This window comes from Haloarcula nitratireducens, assembly GCF_019599505.1.
In genome coordinates this window covers 858,334-877,621 of the sequence record NZ_RKLT01000001.1, presented here as the reverse complement: position 1 = coordinate 877,621, position 19,288 = coordinate 858,334, and the positions used below count along the sequence as shown (strand labels likewise).

The 19,288-nt window shown below is 66.1% G+C and carries 14 protein-coding genes; 6 read left to right on the top strand and 8 right to left on the bottom strand.

Annotated elements, in window-relative coordinates:
• The first annotated feature begins 221 nt into the window (after positions 1–221).
• Positions 222–1,037, top strand: coding sequence for a DUF8054 domain-containing protein (locus tag EGH23_RS04440; RefSeq protein ID WP_220578804.1), 816 nt, complete (start codon positions 222–224; stop codon positions 1,035–1,037).
• A gap of 373 nt (positions 1,038–1,410) precedes the next feature.
• On the top strand, positions 1,411–2,046 hold the full coding sequence (gfcR, locus tag EGH23_RS04435; RefSeq protein ID WP_220578803.1) for a transcriptional regulator GfcR: 636 nt from the start codon (positions 1,411–1,413) through the stop codon (positions 2,044–2,046).
• 80 nt (positions 2,047–2,126) lie between these two features.
• Here gfcR and EGH23_RS04430 read toward each other — a convergent pair whose 3' ends face one another.
• From EGH23_RS04430 to EGH23_RS04395, 8 genes are all read right to left on the bottom strand, one after another.
• Entirely contained in the window at positions 2,127–3,860 is a 1,734-nt protein-coding gene (locus EGH23_RS04430) for an alpha-glucosidase (protein ID WP_220578802.1), read from the bottom strand.
• A gap of 76 nt (positions 3,861–3,936) precedes the next feature.
• The gene (locus EGH23_RS04425) at positions 3,937–5,652 is read right to left on the bottom strand and encodes a glycoside hydrolase family 13 protein (RefSeq protein WP_220578801.1); all 1,716 of its coding nucleotides are present in this window, start codon (positions 5,650–5,652) and stop codon (positions 3,937–3,939) included.
• A gap of 5 nt (positions 5,653–5,657) precedes the next feature.
• Positions 5,658–7,328, bottom strand: coding sequence for a glycoside hydrolase family 13 protein (locus tag EGH23_RS04420; protein ID WP_220578800.1), 1,671 nt, complete (start codon positions 7,326–7,328; stop codon positions 5,658–5,660).
• An 87-nt stretch (positions 7,329–7,415) separates the two neighbouring features.
• Positions 7,416–8,498 carry a M24 family metallopeptidase gene (locus tag EGH23_RS04415; protein ID WP_220578799.1) on the bottom strand — a complete coding sequence of 361 codons (1,083 nt, stop codon included), beginning with the start codon at positions 8,496–8,498 and terminating at the stop codon, positions 7,416–7,418.
• Positions 8,499–8,584: 86 nt separating this feature from the next.
• Positions 8,585–9,694 (bottom strand): Gfo/Idh/MocA family protein, encoded by a 1,110-nt coding sequence (locus tag EGH23_RS04410; protein WP_220578798.1) that lies wholly within the window; start codon positions 9,692–9,694, stop codon positions 8,585–8,587.
• A gap of 30 nt (positions 9,695–9,724) precedes the next feature.
• The gene (locus EGH23_RS04405; protein WP_220578797.1) at positions 9,725–10,693 is read right to left on the bottom strand and encodes a sugar phosphate isomerase/epimerase family protein; all 969 of its coding nucleotides are present in this window, start codon (positions 10,691–10,693) and stop codon (positions 9,725–9,727) included.
• Between the two features lie 116 nt (positions 10,694–10,809).
• A complete protein-coding gene (locus EGH23_RS04400; RefSeq protein ID WP_220578796.1) occupies positions 10,810–11,526 on the bottom strand; it encodes a TIGR00266 family protein in 717 nt (238 codons plus the stop codon).
• A gap of 111 nt (positions 11,527–11,637) precedes the next feature.
• Entirely contained in the window at positions 11,638–13,137 is a 1,500-nt protein-coding gene (locus tag EGH23_RS04395) for a methyl-accepting chemotaxis protein (RefSeq protein ID WP_220578795.1), read from the bottom strand.
• 104 nt (positions 13,138–13,241) lie between these two features.
• On the opposite strand from EGH23_RS04395, the gene EGH23_RS04390 reads away from it, so the two are divergent.
• The 4 genes from EGH23_RS04390 (at position 13,242) to EGH23_RS04375 (ending at position 19,288) form a co-directional block, all read left to right on the top strand.
• On the top strand, positions 13,242–14,444 hold the full coding sequence (locus EGH23_RS04390; RefSeq protein WP_220578794.1) for an ABC transporter substrate-binding protein: 1,203 nt from the start codon (positions 13,242–13,244) through the stop codon (positions 14,442–14,444).
• A 49-nt stretch (positions 14,445–14,493) separates the two neighbouring features.
• Positions 14,494–15,744: a mandelate racemase/muconate lactonizing enzyme family protein gene (locus EGH23_RS04385; protein ID WP_220578793.1), complete on the top strand. Its 1,251-nt coding sequence runs from the start codon at positions 14,494–14,496 to the stop codon at positions 15,742–15,744.
• 202 nt (positions 15,745–15,946) lie between these two features.
• Positions 15,947–18,715 carry a PAS domain S-box protein gene (locus EGH23_RS04380; protein WP_220578792.1) on the top strand — a complete coding sequence of 923 codons (2,769 nt, stop codon included), beginning with the start codon at positions 15,947–15,949 and terminating at the stop codon, positions 18,713–18,715.
• 57 nt (positions 18,716–18,772) lie between these two features.
• Positions 18,773–19,288, top strand: a complete 516-nt coding sequence (locus EGH23_RS04375; RefSeq protein ID WP_220578791.1) for a hypothetical protein — start codon at positions 18,773–18,775, stop codon at positions 19,286–19,288.

Below are 19,288 nucleotides of genomic sequence, written 5' to 3'. Positions count from 1 at the left end.
TGCCGCAGTCGTGACCGCCTCGTCGTCAGGGGTCGGGCGGGACCGCTTACGGACCGGGCGAAATATCGCGCTGTCGTCGCTGTCCGCGCCGACTGGTCTCCCCGACGCGCCGCCTCCGCGGCTGTCATGCCACTATCTAACAACACCTGTTGTTAAATATCTTGGTGGCACGGCCCGCGGCGGGGGAACGCTAATGTCCCGTCGTCGTAGAGCTATGCGTGATGTCGGCGTTAGACGCTCTTCGAGGCCCAGCGCACACCGGTTCGAACAGATGTTGGCCGTGTACCGTCCTGAATCTACTTCTCGTCGGCGCGTTCGCCTGCTGGTTGCGGTTCCGAGACCGGCGGGTACTGGGGACGCTGGTCGCCGCCGCCGGCGTCGCGATCGTCTACCTCCGCGGGTACGTCGTCCCGTACACACCGGCGTTCGCGCCGAAGTTGGTGGCCGCCTCGCCGCTGCCGAACGAGTGGTTCCACGACGAGCGGTCCCCGGACCCGGCCGACGGGGAGGCGTCGCTGGCAGCGACGGACCTCGACGGCGAGACGGTCCTGCGGGAACTCGTGACGGCCGGCGTCGTCGAAGCGGTCGACGACCGACTGCTGGTCGCCGAGGACGTAGACGGGCCGTGGCACGATGAGATGCGGTCGCTGGCGGCGCTCTCCGTCGACGAGCTGGCCCGCGAGGTCGCCCGTTCGCTCCCCCACGTCGACGAGACCGATCCGCTCGTCGCCGAGGGTCGGTCGTGGGTCGTCGTCGGTCCCGGCGAGGGCGAACTGGTCGCCCGGCCGGTCGCCGTCGCGGAGCTGGCCGCCTACCGCGTCCTGGCGGACTACCTCGACGACGAGTCGATACGACTGGCCGCGGCGCGGGCGCTTCGGATGTTCCTCGAGGAGTGCCCGGCGTGTGGGACGGGGCTCGTCGAGACGTCGGAAGTCTCCTGCTGCGGGGGATACGCGAAGCCGCGGCAGACGCCCGACGAGGTGCTCGCCTGTCCGAACTGCGACCAGCGACTCTACACCTTCCCGAGCGGGGAGTAGCGGCTACACTATCGGTATGATCGGACGCGGCAGGAGACGTGCGTCGGACGGGAGGCCCCGTCCGAGACGCAGGTCGGTGACAACCATGCGTACCGGCCTGACGAACCGGCGGTCGGTGGGGAGAGTGGCCGGGTAGTGCGACGGATATGGGGGAGAGAGGGGTCGGTGCGATGGCAATGACCCCCCGTCGGCGTCGTTCGGCCGTGAACGACTGACAGACCGTCGCTGCGGGATCGGTAAGACACCCGAACGACGACGGCCCGCGTGACACGACCCAGCCGGAGATGAGTAACAACGACCGTTGTAAAAATTTTCCGGCACGTCTCCGACCCAGAGCATGGGCTATTAAGCCCTACCACTCGGAGATGGAGATATGAAGAACATCGACGACCTCGTCGAAAGCGCCGCGGACCTCGCGGAGCGGGGTCTCTCCAAGGGGGAGATCGCGGACGAACTGAACGTCTCCCGGGAGACGGCGAGTTGGCTCGTAGAACGCAGCGGGACCGGTGCCGAACCGAAGGCCGCGCCGACCGGCGGCCCCCACGACATCCACGTCGACTGGTCCGCCATCGGCCGCGACAGCAGCCGTCTCCACCACGTCGGGAGCGCGATGGCCGACCTCCTCTCGAAGCAGGGCGAAGACGTCGACCTGACCATCGGTATCGAGAAGGCCGGCGCGCCGATCGCGACGACCGTGGCCCGCGAACTCGATACGGACCTCGGGACGTACGCGCCGACGAAACACCAGTGGGACGACGACGACAGCGGCACGAACGACGGGACGTTCTCCCGGAACTTCGCGCAGATCCGCAACCGAGACTGCTACGTCGTCGACGACACCATCACCAGCGGAAGTACGATGACCGAAACCGTCGAAGCCATCCGCGAGCAGGGCGGTAACCCCGTCGCCTGCGTCGTGCTGGCGGACAAGCGCGGCCTCGAGGACGTGCAAGGCGTCCCGGTGTACTCGCTCCTCCAGGTCATCCGCGTCGGCAGCGACGACGAGTAACGCCGGTAAGGATCGGGGTACGTCTCCACCAGATGATTTCGGCGTGTATCGTGGCGAACCCGACAGATAGCTGCGGCGCTCTACCGACCGAGGTCGTAGATCCGCGCCTCGTAGGGGGCGAGCGTCGTCGCCGATGCGGTCCGGTCGCCGTAGTTCCCGAATATCACGCGGCCGTCGACGTCGAGGACGTCTGCCAGTCGCTCGCGCTCGCTCTGCCAGTTCAGGACGACGAGCGCCTCGTCGGTACCCGCGTCCGTCTCCAGCGTCCGCCGGTGGGCCCAGACGTTCGGGTGTGACTCGTCGGGCAGAACGTACTCCGTCTCGCCGTAGACGAGGACGTCTCGCGCTTCGCGCAGAGCGATAAGCTCGCGGTAGTAGTGATAGAGCGAGTCCGGGTCGGCCATCGCTCGGTCCGCGTTGACCGCCGGATAGTCGTCGTTGACCTGAATCCACGGGTCACCGTCGGTGAAGCCGGCGTTCGCGGTGTCGTCCCACTGCATCGGCGTGCGAGCGTTGTCCCGCGACCGGTTGCGGACGAAGGGTGCGACGGTCTCGTAGGGAACTCCGTGTTCCGACAGCAGGCGGTCCACCTGTCCGCGGGCCTCGACGTCGCGGATGTCAGCCGGGCTGTCCCAGTCGGCGTTCGTCATCCCGATCTCGTCGCCCTGGTAGAGGAACGGCGTCGCCTGCTGCGTGAGGAGGAACGTCGCCAGCAGTTTCCCGGACTCGCGGCGGTACTCGTCGCCGTCGCCGAACCGAGAGACGAGGCGAGTCTGGTCGTGGCTGCCCATATACAGGCAGTTCCACCAGTCGCCGACGCCCTCGTCCCAACACCGGATGGCCTCTCGTAGGTCCGCGAGGTCCATCCCGTTGAGCATCTCGTCGAGGTCCGCGTCGCTCGCCGTCGCGAGCGTCTCCATCCCCACGTAGTCGGGGCTCCACTTCCCGCCGGGACCGTAGGTCACGTCCATGTGGTCGAAGTGGACCACCACGTCGACGCCGTCCTCGTAGTACTTCTTGGCCGCCTCGGGGTCCGCACCCGGCGTCTCACCGATGAGCAGCACGTCGTAGTCGCCGTACGTCTCGGCGGCCATCTCCCGCATGAACTCGTGGATTCTGGGGCCGTTGAAGTACAGGTCCATGTCGAACCAGTCCTCGCCGGCGTCGGCGTCCGGCAGTCCGTCCGGCTTCGAGATACAGGAGATGGCGTCCATCCGGAAGCCGTCGATGCCCTTCTCCAGCCAGAAGTTCATCGTGTCGTAGATGGCCTCGCGGACGTCGGGGTTCTCCCAGTTGAGGTCCGGTTGCTTCTCGTCGAAGAGGTGGAGGTACCACGCGCCGCGCGCCTCGTCGTAGGTCCACGCCGGGCCGCCGAACAGCGAGATCCAGTTGTTCGGCGGCTCCGTCGGGTCGCCGTCGCGCCAGACGTACCAGTCGTCTCTCCCACCGCTCGGGTCGCGAGACTCTCTGAACCACGCGTGCTCGTCGGAGGTGTGGTTCACGACGAGGTCCATCACGATGTGCATCCCGCGGTCGTGGAGCGCGTCGCGGAGGCGCTCCCAGTCGGCCATCGTCCCCATCTCGTCCATGATGGCCCGGTAGTCGCGGATGTCGTAGCCCATGTCGGCGTTGGGTGAGTCGTACACCGGACAGAGCCACACCACGTCGACGCCGAGTTCGTCGAGATAATCGACGCGTTCGTGTACTCCTCGGAGGTCCCCGATGCCGTCCCCGTCGCTATCGGCGAAGCTCCGGGGATAGATCTGGTAGACGACGGCCTCTTTCCACCATTCGCGGTCGATGTCAGTACTCATGACGCTTGTGGGTGTGATTGTATGCCAAGGTTCTCTCGTAGTCGGTCACTCGTCCGGTCGAAACAAAAAGGCACGCTCAACTGAGGTCGTAGACGCGGGCCTCGTACGGCGCGAGCGTGACCGTCGTCGGGTCGTCGTCCGCCCGGTCGTAGTTCGACAGCAGGAGCGTCGCCGTCTCGAACTCGACCGGGACATCGACGGTCTCCTCGTCTCCGAAGAAGTTGAGCACGACGAGCAGTCGGTCGGTCCCCTCGTGCGTACCGAGCGTTCGCGCGTAGACGTAGACCGACTCGTGGTTGGGCAGGAGGTCACAGTAGTCCCCGTAGACCAGCGCGTCGTGGTTGTCCCGCAACTCGAGGAGCTCCCGGTAGTAGTTGAGGACGGAGTCGGGGTCGTCCTCGGCGTCGCCGACGTTGACCTCGTCGTAGTTCGGATTGACCTGGATCCACGGGTCTCCGTCGGTGAATCCGGCGTTCTCGGAGGGGCTCCACTGCATCGGCGTGCGGGCGTTGTCCCGGGACCGGTAGGAGATGGTGTCCTGGATGTCGGTGTACTCGTCGTAGTCGTCGGTCTCGAGGAGCGCCTTCGCGTGGTTGATCGCGTCGACGTCTCGCATGTCGGCGATCGACGTCCACGGGGAGTTCGTCATCCCGAGCTCTTGTCCCTGATAGATGTAGGGCGTCCCCGAGAGCGTCAACGAGAACGTCCCGAGCAGTTTCGCGGACTCCCGGCGGTAGTTGACCGGGTCGCCGTACCGGGAGACGACGCGCGGCTGGTCGTGATTCTCCCAATAGATGGCGTTCCATCCCTCCTCCGCCAGGCCGTTTTGCCAGCGGCTCGTGATCTCTTTCAGCTCCTTGAGGTCCCACTCTCCGACCGCCCAGCGCTGGTTCTCCGCGTAGTCGAGCTTGGTGTGCTGGAAGTGAAACGCCATGTCCAGCGGGCCGTCGGTACCGGTGTAGGTCTTCGCTTGATCGACGCTCAGCTGGGGCATCTCGCCGACGGTCATCACGTCGTAGTTCGAGAGCACCTGCTCGTCCATCGCGTCCAAATACTCCGCTATCCGCGGGCCGTCGATGAAGTGCTCGGAGCCGACCCACTCGCTGTCCGGGTCGCCGTCGGGCAGCCCGTCGGCCTTCGATAGCAGGTTGATGACGTCCATCCGGAAGCCGTCGATCCCCTTCTCCAGCCACCACTCGATGGTCTCGAAGACGTCCTGCCGAACGGCCTCGTTCTCCCAGTTGAGGTCCGGTTGAGAGGTGTCGTAGAGGTGGAGGTAGTACGCCTCCCGTTCCTCGTCGTAGGTCCACGCCGAGCCGCCGAAGAAAGACTGCCAGTTGTTCGGCGGGCCGTCGCCGTCGCCCTCGCGCCAGATGTAGTAGTCCTCGTACTCGGGATCTCCCCGTCGGGACTTCTGGAACCACTCGTGGTCGATCGAGGTGTGGTTGACCACGAGGTCCATGACGAGTTTCATGTCGCGGGCGTGGATCTCCGACAGCAGTTCCTCCCAGTCGCCCATCGTCCCGTACCGGTCGTGGATGGAGTGATAGTCGCTGATGTCGTAGCCGTTGTCCCGCTGCGGCGAGTCGTAGACCGGATTGAGCCAGATGACGTCCGCACCTAGCGACGAGACGTAGTCGAGGCGGTTGATGAGACCCCGCAGGTCGCCGAAGCCGTCGCCGTTGCTGTCCGCGAAGCTCCGCGGATAGATCTGGTAGACGACGGCCTCTTTCCACCACGCTCGCTCGTCGTCCGCTACTCCCCCGTTGGTTCGTGTCTCGTACGTTGTCATCTCTATCACTCCAGTTCGTAGACGCGGGCTTCGTACGGTCGCAGCGTCAGAACGCCGTCGGTCGTCGGGACCTCGTCGTAGTTAGCGACGACGACTTCGCCCGCTCGTTCCGCGTCGTCGAGCGTCGCCACCGTCTCGGTGTCGTCGAAGTTCAGGACGACGAGTACCTCGTCGGTGCCTCCGTCTGTCGTGAGCGTTCGACGGTAGGCCCATAACTCTTCGTGGTCCGGTATCAGGAGCTGATAATCGCCGTAGACGAGGACGTCGTTCTCGTCTCGGACGTCGACGAGGGTCCGGTAGTACTGCAGGATCGAGTCCCCGTCGCGTTCCGCCGCGGCGACGTTCACCTCCTCGTAGTCGGGGTTGACCGCCAGCCACGGGTCGCCGTCGGTGAAGCCGGCGTGCTCCGACTCGTCCCACTGCATCGGCGTGCGAGCGTTGTCCCGGGACCGGGCGCGAACGATGTCCTGTACTTCCTCGAACGCGTCGACCTCGCCGGCTTCCATGGCCTCCTCGACCTTGCCGATGGACTGGAGGTCGTCGAGTTCGTCGAGGCTCGACCACGGGTAGTTGGTCATACCGATCTCCTGGCCCTGGTAGACGTAGGGCGTCCCCGAGAGCGTGAAGAGGAGCGTCGCCAGCAGTTTGCCCGACTCGCGGCGGTACTCGCCGTCGTCGGCGAACCGCGAGACGATTCGCGGCTGGTCGTGATTCGTGAGATACAGCGAGTTCCACCCGTCGAGTTCGGTCTGCCAGTGTGACATGACCGCCTTCAGGTCGGTGAGGTCCCACTCGGCGGGCGAGAGCCAGCGGTCGCCCACGTCGACGAACATGTGTTCGAAGTGAAACAGCATGTCCATCGGGCCGTCCGCGGAGACGTAGTCGCTCGCCGTCTCCACGTCGACGTCGACGCACTCGCCGACGGTCATCGTATCGTAGTCATCGTAGGTCCGCTCGGCCATCTCCTCCAGATACGCCTGCGCGTTCGGCCCGTTGGCGAAGTGTTCGATGCCGGTCCAGTCCTGTTCGGGATCGCCGTCCGGCAGGCCCTCGGGCTTGGAGACGAGGTTGACGACGTCCATCCGGAAGCCGTCGATCCCCTTCTCCAGCCACCAGTTCATCATCTCGTAGACGTCCTCGCGCACCTCGGCGTTGTCCCAGTTGAGATCCGCCTGCGTCCGGTCGAAGAGGTGGAGATACTGCTCGCCGACCTCCTCGTCGCGCTCCCACGCGGAGCCGCCGAACCCGCTCTTCCAGTTGTTCGGGGGTTCCTCGCCGTCACCGTCTCGCCAGTAGTAGTACTCGCGGTAGCCGTCCTCGCCCTCGCGCGACTTCCGGAACCACTCGTGGTCGGTCGAGGTGTGGTTGACCACGAGGTCCATGATGAGGCGCATACCGCGGTCGTGGACCTCCGCGAGGAGGTCCTCCCAGTCCTCCATAGTCCCGTATTCCTCGTGGATGGCCCGGTAGTCGCTGATGTCGTAGCCGTTGTCCGCCTGCGGCGACTCGTAGACGGGATTGAGCCAGATGACGTCCGCACCCAGCGACTCGACGTGGTCGAGCCTGTCGATGACGCCCTGTAAATCACCGACGCCGTCGCCGTCGCTATCGTTGAAGCTCTTGGGGTAGATCTGGTAGACCACCGCCTCTTTCCACCAGGTGCGCTCTCGGTCCATACGTGCTGGCTAGTCTAATTCCCTACTTAAATCTGTGGGCTCTACAACAACGGGTGTTGTAAATGACATCCCGTACCAATGACCGACTCAGCGAGAGAGCGCGTCGTGGCGGGACAGTTCGAGGTCGTAGCCGACGGCCGAGACGTCGCGGGTCGGCCAGTCGCCCGTCTCCGAGAGCAGTTCGACGCCCCCGCCCGTGACGAGGTGCGTGTCCTCGCTCTTCGCCCCCCGTATCGTCGGGTTGTAGGCGTACCCCTGTGGCACGGCGACGGGCGCGTCCCCGTCCGGCGTCGCGATCCACTCGCGGCCGGCGAACCCGGCCGCGCCGCCCTGGTGGTGGTTGCGCCACTCGCCGTTCCACCCGACGGCGTCGTAGGCGTCCTGAATCGCCGCGAACACGTCGGCGGCCGTTCCGCCTTCCTCGGCGACGGCCCGGGTCGCCGCGAGCGCCGTCGTCTCGACGCGCATCGCCTTCCGCGTCCGCTCTTCGAGCCACTCGGGCGGGTCGAACGCCACCGTCCGTGTGCAACTGGTGTGCAAGCCGTCGCGCTGGGCGGTCACCGACAGGAGCGCGTACTCGCCCAGCGGTTCCTCTTTCGGCGTGTAGTGGCGGTACCGCTGGGCGCGCGCGGCGCTCCCGACTAACGCCACCGGCGATTCGACGCCGCGGGTCGATAGCTCGTGACGCAACTCGGCGGCGACGGCCCGTTCCGTGTCGTCCGCGCTCGCTCCCCCGGCGACGGACTCGATGGCCGCGGCGGCGTCTGCGCTCAGATCGCGGTACTGCTCGATCTGTCGGCCGGTCAGCGGCTGGCGGAGTTCGCCCGCGTCGACGGACGAGAAGTCAGCCACGCCGAAGTCGGCCGCGGCCGGCGTCGGACTCACCGACGCCACCGCTTCGGCCAGCGACGCCTCGTACCACTCGAACGTCTCGATGGCGACGCCCTCGTCGAGTTCCTCCGCTCGGAGCCGGTTCGCCTCGATGTTGTTCGTGACGACGGTCACGCCGTCGCCGTCGTAGCCCGCCGCCGCGACGCCGACGTCGCCCCCTCGGTCGACGACGCTGTCGCCGCCGCCGGTCAGCCACGCGAAACCGTTCGGCCCCGCGAACCACACCGCCCGCAGGTCGTTCTCGGCCAGATACGCGTCGAGACGGCTAGTCAGTGACATACCGTCCCAAGCGAGGAGACGAGTGAAAAGCCAATCGTCTGACGACACGGCCCGGCGTCGGTCGCGGCGGTTCGAACCGCGGCGCGCTACTCGACGGCGACCCACTCGCGCCCGTCGTCGCTGCGCTCGACGGCGTCGAGCACCCGCTGGACGGCCAGTCCGTCGGCGAAACCGGGCTCGTACGCGCCGCCGTCGGCCACCGCCGAGAGGAACTCGTAGTTCTCGTGGACGAACGTGTGCTCCCAGCCGATGACGTGGCCCGGCGGCCACCAGTGGTCGAGATACGGGTCCTCTGGGTCAGTCATCAGAATCGTCTCGTAGCCGCGGCCGCCCTCTCGTAAGAGTTCGAGTTCGTTCAACCGTTCGAGCGAGAACCGCAGGCTCCCCTTCGTCCCCTCGATCTCGATCGTGTGGTTGTTCTTGTTGCCGTTGGCCATCCGAGTGGCCTCCAAGGTACCCATCACGCCGTTCTCGAAGGCGACCTGCGCGGAGTAGGCGTCGTCCACCGTGACCGGCCGCGTCTCGTTTTCCCCTTCGACGGGCCGCTCGTCCACGAACGTCCGCAGGTGGCCGCTCAGCTCCTCGATATCGCCGACGAGGAACCGCGCGAGGTCGACGGTGTGCGCGCCGAGGTCGCCGAGCGCGCCGCTCCCGGCCATCTCCTCGTCGTTGCGCCACGACCACGGGGCCTCGGGGTCGGTCAGCCAGTCCTGCAGATACCGACCGCGGAAGTGCCGGATCTCGCCGAGTTCGCCGTTCTCGACGAGCCGCTTCGCGTACTGGATGGCCGGGATGAATCGGTAGTTGAAGGCGATGCCGGCGGGCACGTCCGCCTCGGCCGCGGCGTCGGCCATCGACTGCGCGTCGTCGAGGGTCGGTGCCAGCGGCTTCTCGCAGAACACGGGCGTTCCGGCTTCGAGCGCCGCGATAGAGGGCTCGGAGTGAACGTGGTTCGGGCCGAGGTTGTAGAAGACGTCGACCTCGTCGATCACGTCCCGCCAGTCGGTCGCCGTCCGCGAGAAGCCGAGGCTGTCGGCCGCCTCGGCGAGCGCCTCCTCGTCGCGGCCGACGACGACCTCGCGGTTGAGCTCGGGCGCGTCGTCGAAGAACATGGGCAACCGCGCGAACGCGTTCGCGTGCGCCTTGCCCATGAACTTGTAGCCTAATACGCCGATGTCGAGTGGTTCCGTCGTCATTGGAGTTTGTCAGTCATGTCGTTGAAAGCGCTATTCCGCCCAGTAGGCGTCGCCCGGCGTCGTCTCGAAGACGGCGCGGTCGAGTACGTCCACGGCCTTCTCCAGTCCCTCGCGGCCGCTGGTCAGCGAGTCCTCGTGTTCGATGGAGAGCGTGTCGTCGTAGCCGACCATCCGCAGGGTCGAGACGACGTCTTTCCAGTGTTCCTCGCCGTGGCCGTAGCCGATGGAGCGGAACAGCCACGAGCGGTCGGCTTCCTCGGTGTAGCCCGTCGTGTCGAGGACGCCCTTCTCGCGGGCGTTCTCCTCGTAGACCTTCGTGTCCTTCGCGTGGAAGTGGTGGATGGCGTCTTCCTCGCCGAGCAGTCGGATGGCGGCGGTCACGTCGATGCCCTGCCAGTAGAGGTGGGAGGGGTCGAAGTTCGCGCCGATGTGCTCGTTCGTGGCCTCGCGGAGTTTCAGCATGCCGTGGGGCTCGTAGACGAGCATGTTCGGGTGCATCTCGATGGCGACGTTCACGTCGTGGTCGGCGGCGTAGTCGGCGATATCCGACCAGTAGTCCGTGGCCACCTCCCACTGATACTCGTGGGCGTCGGCGTGTTCGGTCGGCCACGGCGCGGTGATCCAGTTGGGCACCTCGTCGTCGGGTCCGCCGGCGGGCAGCCCCGAGAACGTCGTGACCGCGTCGACGCCGAGTTGGTCGGCCAGTTCGATGGCCTCCCGCAGTTCGGTATCGGCCTCGCTCGCCCGGTCGTCGTCGGGGTGGAGCGGGTTGTTGTGGGTCGCCAGCGCGCTCACCTCCATCCCGTGTTCGTCGAGCGAGTCTCGGAGGTCCGCTTGCGCGTCCTCGTCGTTCAGGTACTCGTCGCGCGGGAGGTGGTCGTCGCCCGTGAACCCGCCGCAGCCGAGTTCGACGGCGTCGACGCCGATACCGTCCAGATACGAGAGCGCGTCTTCGAGGGACTGGTCGCCGAGCGGCACAGTCAGGACACCGACTTGCATGGGTGACACTGCGAAAATGAGGGTAATAAATCCTTGCCGAAATGCCGCCCGCGGTCGAATCGATCCGAAAACCGGGCGACACCGTGCGGAACGGAGACGATAGTCGCCCTCGCCGCTCAGAAGAGGTCTTCGACGCCGATGCCGTCGTCGTTGTCGTCCCGGCCGCCGGAGGCGATATCGGCGGCGATGGCCGAGGTGAAGGCGTCCATCCCGCGGGTCTGATACCACACTTTCCCCGGCCCGGTGAAGTCCATCACGATGCCTTCGCCGCTCAGGAGCGTCGACTTCAGGCCGCCGATGCGGCGGGCGTCGAAGTCGGTGGTCCCCTCCCACGCGACGACGTGGTCGTTGTCGATGGTGTAGCGCTCGCCCTCGGCCAGTTCGACCGTCTCCAGCCCGCCGAACGCCTCGACGAAGACGTCGCCGCTCCCTTTCAGCGCCAGCGGCGTGACGCCGACGCCCGAGAGCATCGACTTCAGGCCGCCGAACTCGGATTCGATCTCGACATCGGGCGTGGACGCCAGATACGATCCGTCGACGGCGTACAGCGTGCCGTCGTCCATCTCGTGGTGGTGGACGTCCCCGGGCGTCGGCGGTGCGAGCGTCACTTCGCCCCGCCCGCCCTCGGCGGTGAACGTGTTGGCGACGAGCGACTCGCCGCCGAGCATCGATTTCGCCGAACTGAGGATGCCGTCGTTGCTCTTCGACGTGGCGATGGCGACGGTATCTGACATCGAGACCATCGCCCCCGGTTCGGCCTGTATCGAGTCCCCGCTTTCGAGCGTTACTTTGACGAGCGTATACGCGGGCTGCTGAGTGAATTCGAAATCCATGTGTGTACCCCTCTATCTCCACTACTCGTAACTACTCGGGCGTAATTAAGTATTTCTACGATCCTAATAGGAGAAGCAGCGGTAAGAAGATGGTAAGCGTGACCGGGCTTCTCAGTCGTCGGTCTCGTATCGCTCGAACAGCGTCGTGAGCTGCTTCGCGCGCATGGTCAGCATCCGCGCGTTGACGTACATCTCGCCCAGCGCGAGGTTCTGCTCCTCGGCGATGGCGGCGACGTGTTCGGCTTCCTCGACGTTCTCGCGGGAGGTCTCGGCCACGTCGTCGGCGATGGAGGCGACCTCCTCGCTGCTGGCCGCCTGATCGTCGGTGGCGTTGCTGATCTCCTTGACGCCGGAGCTGGTCCGCTGGACGTGTTCCATGATCGATTCGAGCGCTTCGAGGCCCTCGTCGACCGCCTCCTGTCCGTCCTCGACGGAGTCCTGCATCTCCGTTATCTCCTCGACGGCGTCGTCGGTCTGGTCCTGGATGTCCTCGATGAGGTCCTCTATCTGATTGGTCGCGTCCTTGGTCTCCTCGGCGAGGGCCTTCACCTCGTCGGCGACGACGCCGAAGCCGTTGTTCTCCGCCCCCGAGGAGGCGTGGGCGGCCTCGATAGAGGCGTTCAGGGCGAGGATGTTGGTCTGTTCGGCGATGTTGTCGATGAGGTCGACGATCTGGCCGACTTCCTCCATCCGGTCGTTGAGGGTCTGAACCGTCCCGACGACGTCGTCTGTCCGTTCGACCGTCGTCGCCATCGTCTCGTGTGCCTCCTGTCCGGCCTCGATCCCCTCGACCGTCCGGCGCTCGGTCTTGTCGGCCATCTCCGTGACCTCGTTCGAGGAGGCCGCGATCTCCTCGATGGTCGCGGACATCTCGGACATCTCGCTGCTGATGGTCGATATCTGCTGGTGCTGTTCGTGGAAGACGTCGGCGATTCCCTGAACGGTCCCCGCGACGCTCTCGGAGGCTTCCTTGACGGCTTGAGTCGCCGCAGTCACCTGCTCGGAGGATCCGGCGACGTCGTCGGAGAACTCGCTGGCGGTGTCGATGGTCTGTTCGAACGCCGTCGCCATCTCGTTGAACTCCGCGGCGAGTTCGTTGAGCGAGGCCGACGGCGTCTCCTCGCTCATCCGCCGTCGGAGGTCGCCCTCGCCCGCCGCGTCGAGCGTCGCACAGCAGTCGGTGAGGTACGCCGAGAGTTGCTCGGTCGAGAGGTCGTCCGTCGCTACGACGCCGCCGTCCGTCGTCGCGGTCGGTCGCTCCGGCCGCGACGGAGTGGCTACGGACGGCTCGGACGGCTCGGACGGCTCGGCTCGCGCGAACGCGATGTCCGCGACGAGCGCGTCCCGCGTCGCCCGGACCGATTCGAGTTCGTCGGTCAGTCGGTCAGTCTCCGCTTCGAGCGCCGCTCGCTCGGTCTCGCCTTCCGCCAGTGTCTCACGGAGATGCCGCGCGGAGTAGAGGGCACCTCCCGCCGCGACGACGAACCCCGTCCCCGAGAGAACCGGTACCAATCCCGACGGAGCGAAGCCGACGACGCCCACCTGATACAGGGCATGGAGGAACTGCCCCAGTATCGCCCCTGACATCCGTTCACTCACTGCCTCGTTCATACGATTCACTTTCGAGATGGGTTACATAAATCATCGTGTCCGCATAATCACGTCTGAGAACGGGCGGGATAGTTTCTTAACGGCGCAGTGGTGAGGGTATCGGTATGTCACGCTCTTCGTCGGCCCGTGGTGGGACGGGAGGCGGTGTCGAGTTGCTGCATCGACTGGTCGGTGGCGACGGCGGTGCGGCGCTCGAGGCGCTCCTCGACGGGTTCGAACAGCGACATCCCGACGTCTCTCTCGGCGACGTCACCGACGAGAACCTCAGTCTGGAAGTCAAGAGTCGCATCCTCAAGGAGAATCCGCCGGACGTCTGGATCGAGTGGCCCGGCAAGAACCTCAAGCCCTACGACGACGCCAGCGTCCTCGGCGACGTCTCGACGGTCTGGGAATCGGGGACGATGGAGCGGAACTACCTCGACGGGCCGAAGGAGGCCGCACGCTTCGAGGGGACCTACCGCGCCGTGCCGATCAACATCCACCGCATCAACAACCTCTTTTACAACGTCTCGCAGGTGGAGGCCGTCGGCGTCGACCCGGCCAGTCTCGACAGCCCGCGTGCGCTCGCGGAGGAACTCCGTCGAATCGGCGAAGAGACGGACTGCCTCGGGATGCTGTTCCCGATGAAGAACCCGTGGACCGTCCTCCAAATGTGGGAGACGGTGTTGCTCGGCGAGCACGGCCTCGATACGTACGTCGGCGTCACTGACGAGTCCGCGTCCGCGCACCGCCGGGCGGTCGCCGACGCGCTGGACATCGTCAGGCAGTACGGCGAGGCGGCGCCCGAGGACAAACTGTACACGTCGCTGACCGACGCGAACGCGCGGTTCACGCGGGGCGAATCGGTGTTCTTCCATCAGGGCGACTGGGCGGCCGGCGAGTACGCCGACGCCGACGGGTTCGGCTATCGAGACGACTGGGACCACGTCCCGTTCCCAGGGACCGACGGCCTGTACGCGATGAACATGGACTCCGTCGTCTCCGCCGCGGAGACGGAGAACCCCGAGGCCGTCTCGACGTTCCTCGGCTACGTCGGCTCCGCCGACGGGCAGAAGCGATTCAACCAGAAGAAGGGGTCGATACCGCCCCGCACGGACGTCGATACGGACGCGTTCACGCCGTTCTTGCAGGACCAGCAGACGGCCTTCCAGCGCTCGCGGGACCAACCGCTCTCGATCACGCACGGGCTCGGCGTCCGTCCCGCACAGCTCATCGAACTGAAGACGGCGATGTCGACGTTCGTCTCGACGTGGGACGTCGATGCCGTCGCGGACGAGGTCGTGGCGGCGTTCGACGCGCGGGCCTGATCGAACGATTTCCTCTAGACTTTTGTAACGGGCGTAGGAAGCCCCCCTCATGGGACTGGCGAACGACGTAGACTACGCTGACTTGCACGACCCCAACGCCGAGTACACGATGCGAGAGCTCTCCTCGGAGACGATGGGCGTCACCGCGAAGCGCGGCGGCGGCCGCGACGTCGAGATCACCGACGTCCAGACGACGATGGTCGACGGGAACTTCCCGTGGACGCTCGTCCGCATCTACACCGACGCCGGCATCGTGGGCACTGGGGAGGCCTACTGGGGCGCCGGCGTCCCGGAACTCATCGAGCGCATGAAGCCGTTCGTGGTGGGCGAGAACCCGCTCGACATCGACCGCCTCTACGAACACCTCGTCCAGAAGATGTCGGGCGAGGGGAGCGTCGAGGGCGTCACCGTCACCGCCATCGCGGGCATCGAGGTCGCGCTGCACGACCTCGCCGGCAAAATCCTCGAAGTGCCGGCCTATCAGCTGCTGGGTGGGAAGTACCGCGACGAGATGCGCGTCTACTGTGACTGTCACACCGAGGACGAAGCCGACCCCGACGCCTGCGCCGAGGAGGCCCGCCGCGTCGTCGACGAACTGGGCTACGACGCCCTGAAGTTCGACCTCGACGTCCCCTCGGGACTGGAGAAGGACCGCGCGAACCGTCACCTCCGCCCGGGCGAGATCCGCCACAAGGCCGAGATCGTCGAGAAAGTCACTGAAGAAGTCAAAGACGAGGCCGACGTGGCCTTCGACTGTCACTGGACGTTCTCCGGCGGCTCGGGCAAGCGACTGGCCGAGGCCATCGAGGACTACGACGTCTGGTGGCTCGAAGACCCCGTTCCCCCGGAGAACCTCGAAGTCCAGGAAGAGGTCACGAAGTCCACGAACACGCCCATCACGGTCGGTGAGAACCGCTATCGCGTGACCGAGGAGCGCCGCCTCATCGAGAACCAGGCGGTCGACATCATCGCGCCCGACATGCCGAAGGTCGGCGGCATGCGCGAGACGCGGAAGGTCGCGGACGTGGCCAACCAGTACTACGTCCCGGTGGCGATGCACAACGTCTCCTCGCCGGTCGCCACGATGGCGAGCGCCCACGTCGGCGCGGCCATCCCCAACTCGCTGGCCGTCGAGTACCACTCCTACGAACTGGGCTGGTGGGACGACTTAGTCGAGGAGACCGTCATCGAGGACGGCTACATCGAGATCCCCGAAGAGCCGGGTCTGGGCCTCACGCTCGACATGGACGCCGTCGAAGAGCACATGGTCGACGGCGACACGCTGTTCGACGAGGAGTGAAACGGAGCTTCGTCGGGCTCGATAGGCGAACGAAGTGAGTCTATCGGCGTTCGACGAGGCGTGAAGCGACGGCTCCGGCTTCGTAACTAAACCGGCACGACGGACCGACTCGTCCCCCGATTTCGGTGATTCGAGTCCGCACTGATTATCAGACGCTGTAACGCGACGGCAACTTATTGTCGGTTGGAGAGAATATAGGTTCATGGTGGAGACGATCAGGGTCCTCCACGTCGACGACGACCCGGCCTTCGTCGAGTTGACAGCCGAGTTCCTCGAAGCGGAGGGCGAGAGAGTGGTGGTCAGTACCGCGACGTCGGCGAGTGAGGGACTGGAGACGCTGGAAACGGAGTCTATCGACTGCGTCGTCTCTGACTTCGAGATGCCCGAGATGAACGGGCTGGAGCTGCTCGACGCCGTCCGCGAGAAGTATCCGGAGCTGCCGTTCGTCCTTTTCACCGGGAAGGGGTCCGAGGAGGTGGCGAGCGAGGCGATCGTCCGGGGGGCGACCGACTACCTGCAGAAACAGAGCGGCACCGACCAGTACGCGCTGCTGGCCAACCGCATCCGGAACGCCGTCGAGACGTATCGCTCGGCCCGGCACGCCGCCGAAGAGGAGCGCATCAGTACCGTCGTGCGAGAGGTCAACCGGGTGTTAGTGCGCGCCGGATCCTGTGCGGACATCGAGACGCGGATCTGCGAACTCGTCAGTCGCGCCGACCCGTACCAGTTCGCGTGGATAGGCCACCTCGACGCCGAGACGGACCGTATCGAACCCAGCAGTTGGGCCGGCGACGGCGCGTATCTCGACGACATCAGGGTTACGGCCGACGAGAGTGACACCGGGCTGGGACCGGCCGGGACCGCGCTCCGCGAACAGCGATTCGCCGCCACCCAGGACGTGAAGGCAGACCCCGACTTCACGCCGTGGCGCGAGGCCGCCCTGGAACGCGGCTTCCGGTCGGTCGCCGGGATCCCGCTGACCTACGACTCGGAGCGCAACGGCGTCCTCGTCGTCTACGCCGACCGGCCGCGCGCCTTCGACGAGACCGAAGAGCAACTGCTCACCGAACTGGGCGACGACATCGCCCACGCGCTACACGCCCGACAGGTCCGTACAGACCTCGAACGGACGACGGTACGCCTCGAAGGGCTCTTCGAGAACTCGCCGGACATGATCGACCTCCACGACGAGACGGGGACCATCGTCGACGCGAACCCGATGCTCTGCGAGAAGTTGGGGTACTCCGTCGAGGAACTGGTCGGCACTAAAGTCTGGGAGATCGACGACCGGCTCTCCGCCGAGGACGCTCAGGATCTCTGGACGGGTCTCGATCCGGGAGAGCGCTACGAGCTGCGGAGCGAGTTCCGACGGCGTGACGGGTCTACGTTCCCCGTCGAGGTACACCTGCGCCGTCTCCGCGACGAGGGCGACGACCGCTTTCTGGTCACCAGTCACGATATCACCGACCAGCGAGAGCGCCAACAGCAGTTAGAGGCGCGGTCGGCCGCCATCGAGTCGGCGACCGACGGGATGGCGATCCTGGACGAGGACGACGGGTACACTTTCGTCAACCAGGCCCACGCCGACGTGTACGGCTACGACTCGCCCGAGGCGTTCTACGGCGAAAGCTGGCGGATGTGTTACGAGCGAGCGGAGGCCGAACGCTTCGAGCGCGAGGTCATGCCGACACTGGCCGCCGAGGGAGAGTGGCTCGGGAAAGCTACCGGCAGGCGGCAGAGCGGCGAGACGTTCACGCAGGAGATATCACTGACCCAGCTCGACGACGGGTCGATCATCTGCGTCGTTCGAGACATCACCGAGCGAGAGGCCCATCGGCAGCGCCTCGAACAGCTACAGCGCCGCACGAAGGCGTTGATGACGACCCAGTCCGTCGCGGAGACGGCGACGGTCGCCGTCGACGTCGCAGACGACGTACTCGGCGCGGAGCTCAGCGGGTTCCACGAGTTGAGCGAGGACGGCCGACGGCTCCCCCTGCTCACGGAGACAGACAGTCTCCAATCGACGTTCGAGACGCTTCCGAGGTACGAACGCGACAGCGGCGACCCGGTCGCCTCGGTCGTCTGGGAAGCTTACGACCGGGAGTCACCGCGCTACATAGACGACTGCACCGAGCACGAACGGTTAGCCGGTAACACGCCGGCCGGTAGCGGAGTCATCTATCCGATACCGGACCACGGCGTGTTCATCGTCTCGGCGAGGGAACCGAACGCGTTCGACGAGACGGACCACGCCCTGACCGACATCTTGGCGTCGACGGTCACGGCGGCGCTCCAGCGAGTGGACCGCGAATCGCTCCTGCGCGACCGGGAACGCGAACTGACGAGACAGAACGAGCGGTTGGCGGAGTTCGCGAACGTCGTGAGCCACGACCTGCGGAACCCGCTCAGCGTCCTCGAAGGCTCGCTGGAACTGGCCGAGGAGACTGGCGACGCCGAACACTTCGAGCGGGGCCGGCAGGCCCTCTCGCGCATGGAGCAACTCATCGACGACGTCCTCGCGCTCGCCCGACAGGGAGGGAGCGTAGACGACGTCGACGTAGTCGAGGTCGAGACGATAGCCGAAGCGTGTTGGCGAAACGTGGCGACCGGCGAGGCGTCGCTCCACGTCGAACCCGGGGGAAGTATCCGGGCCAGCGAGAGCCGGTTCAAGCAACTGGTCGAGAACCTGTTCAGGAACTCGGTCGAGCACGGGGACCAGCCCGTCGCCGTGACGGTCGGCGTCCTCGACGACGGACGGGGATTCTACGTCGAGGACGACGGCGACGGCATCCCCCCGGCGGAACGCGAACGGGTCTTCGAGAGCGGTTACTCGAACGCCTCGGACGGGACCGGGTTCGGTCTCGCGATCGTCGAGCGCATCGTCGCGGCCCACGGCTGGCAGATCGCCATCGGCGAGAGCGACGCGGGCGGCGCGCGCTTCGAGATAACCGGCGTCGAACCGGTCGAGTAGCCCCGACGCTCGCGGAGCTCCGATAGCCACATGTCCGGGCCCGTGCAACGTCGACGCGTGTCGATCGCCGCCCTGAACTCGCTCTCCAACCTACTGGTCACCGTCGCCGTCGGGCCGGGCATCGTCACCCACGAGTACGCCCACTACGCCGCCTGCAAACTGACCGGCGTCGGGGTGCTCGGGCCGCCGGCGATGCGGCCGACGGCCGACGACGCCGTGCTGGAACACGAACCGGTATCGGCGTTCGGCCCGGACTTCGCCATCGCCGTCGCCCCGTTCGTCGTGAACTCCTCGTTGGCGCTCGCCTGTTTCGCCGCGGCGAACGCCGTCACCGGTCCCCTCGGCTGGCTCTGCCTGTGGCTCGGCGTCGCCTTCGGGTTCACGTCGTTTCCGAGCGACGCCGACACGGAGACGCTCTTTGCGACCGCCGCCGAACTGCCGCGAGCCACCCGACCGGTCGGCTACCTGCTCGCGGTCCCGGTCAGAGCGGCGTCGTGGTCGGTACTACTGGCCGGAATGCTGACGTTCGGTTGGACGAGCGCGCTGTTCGCGGCCGGGAGCGGTATCACGTAG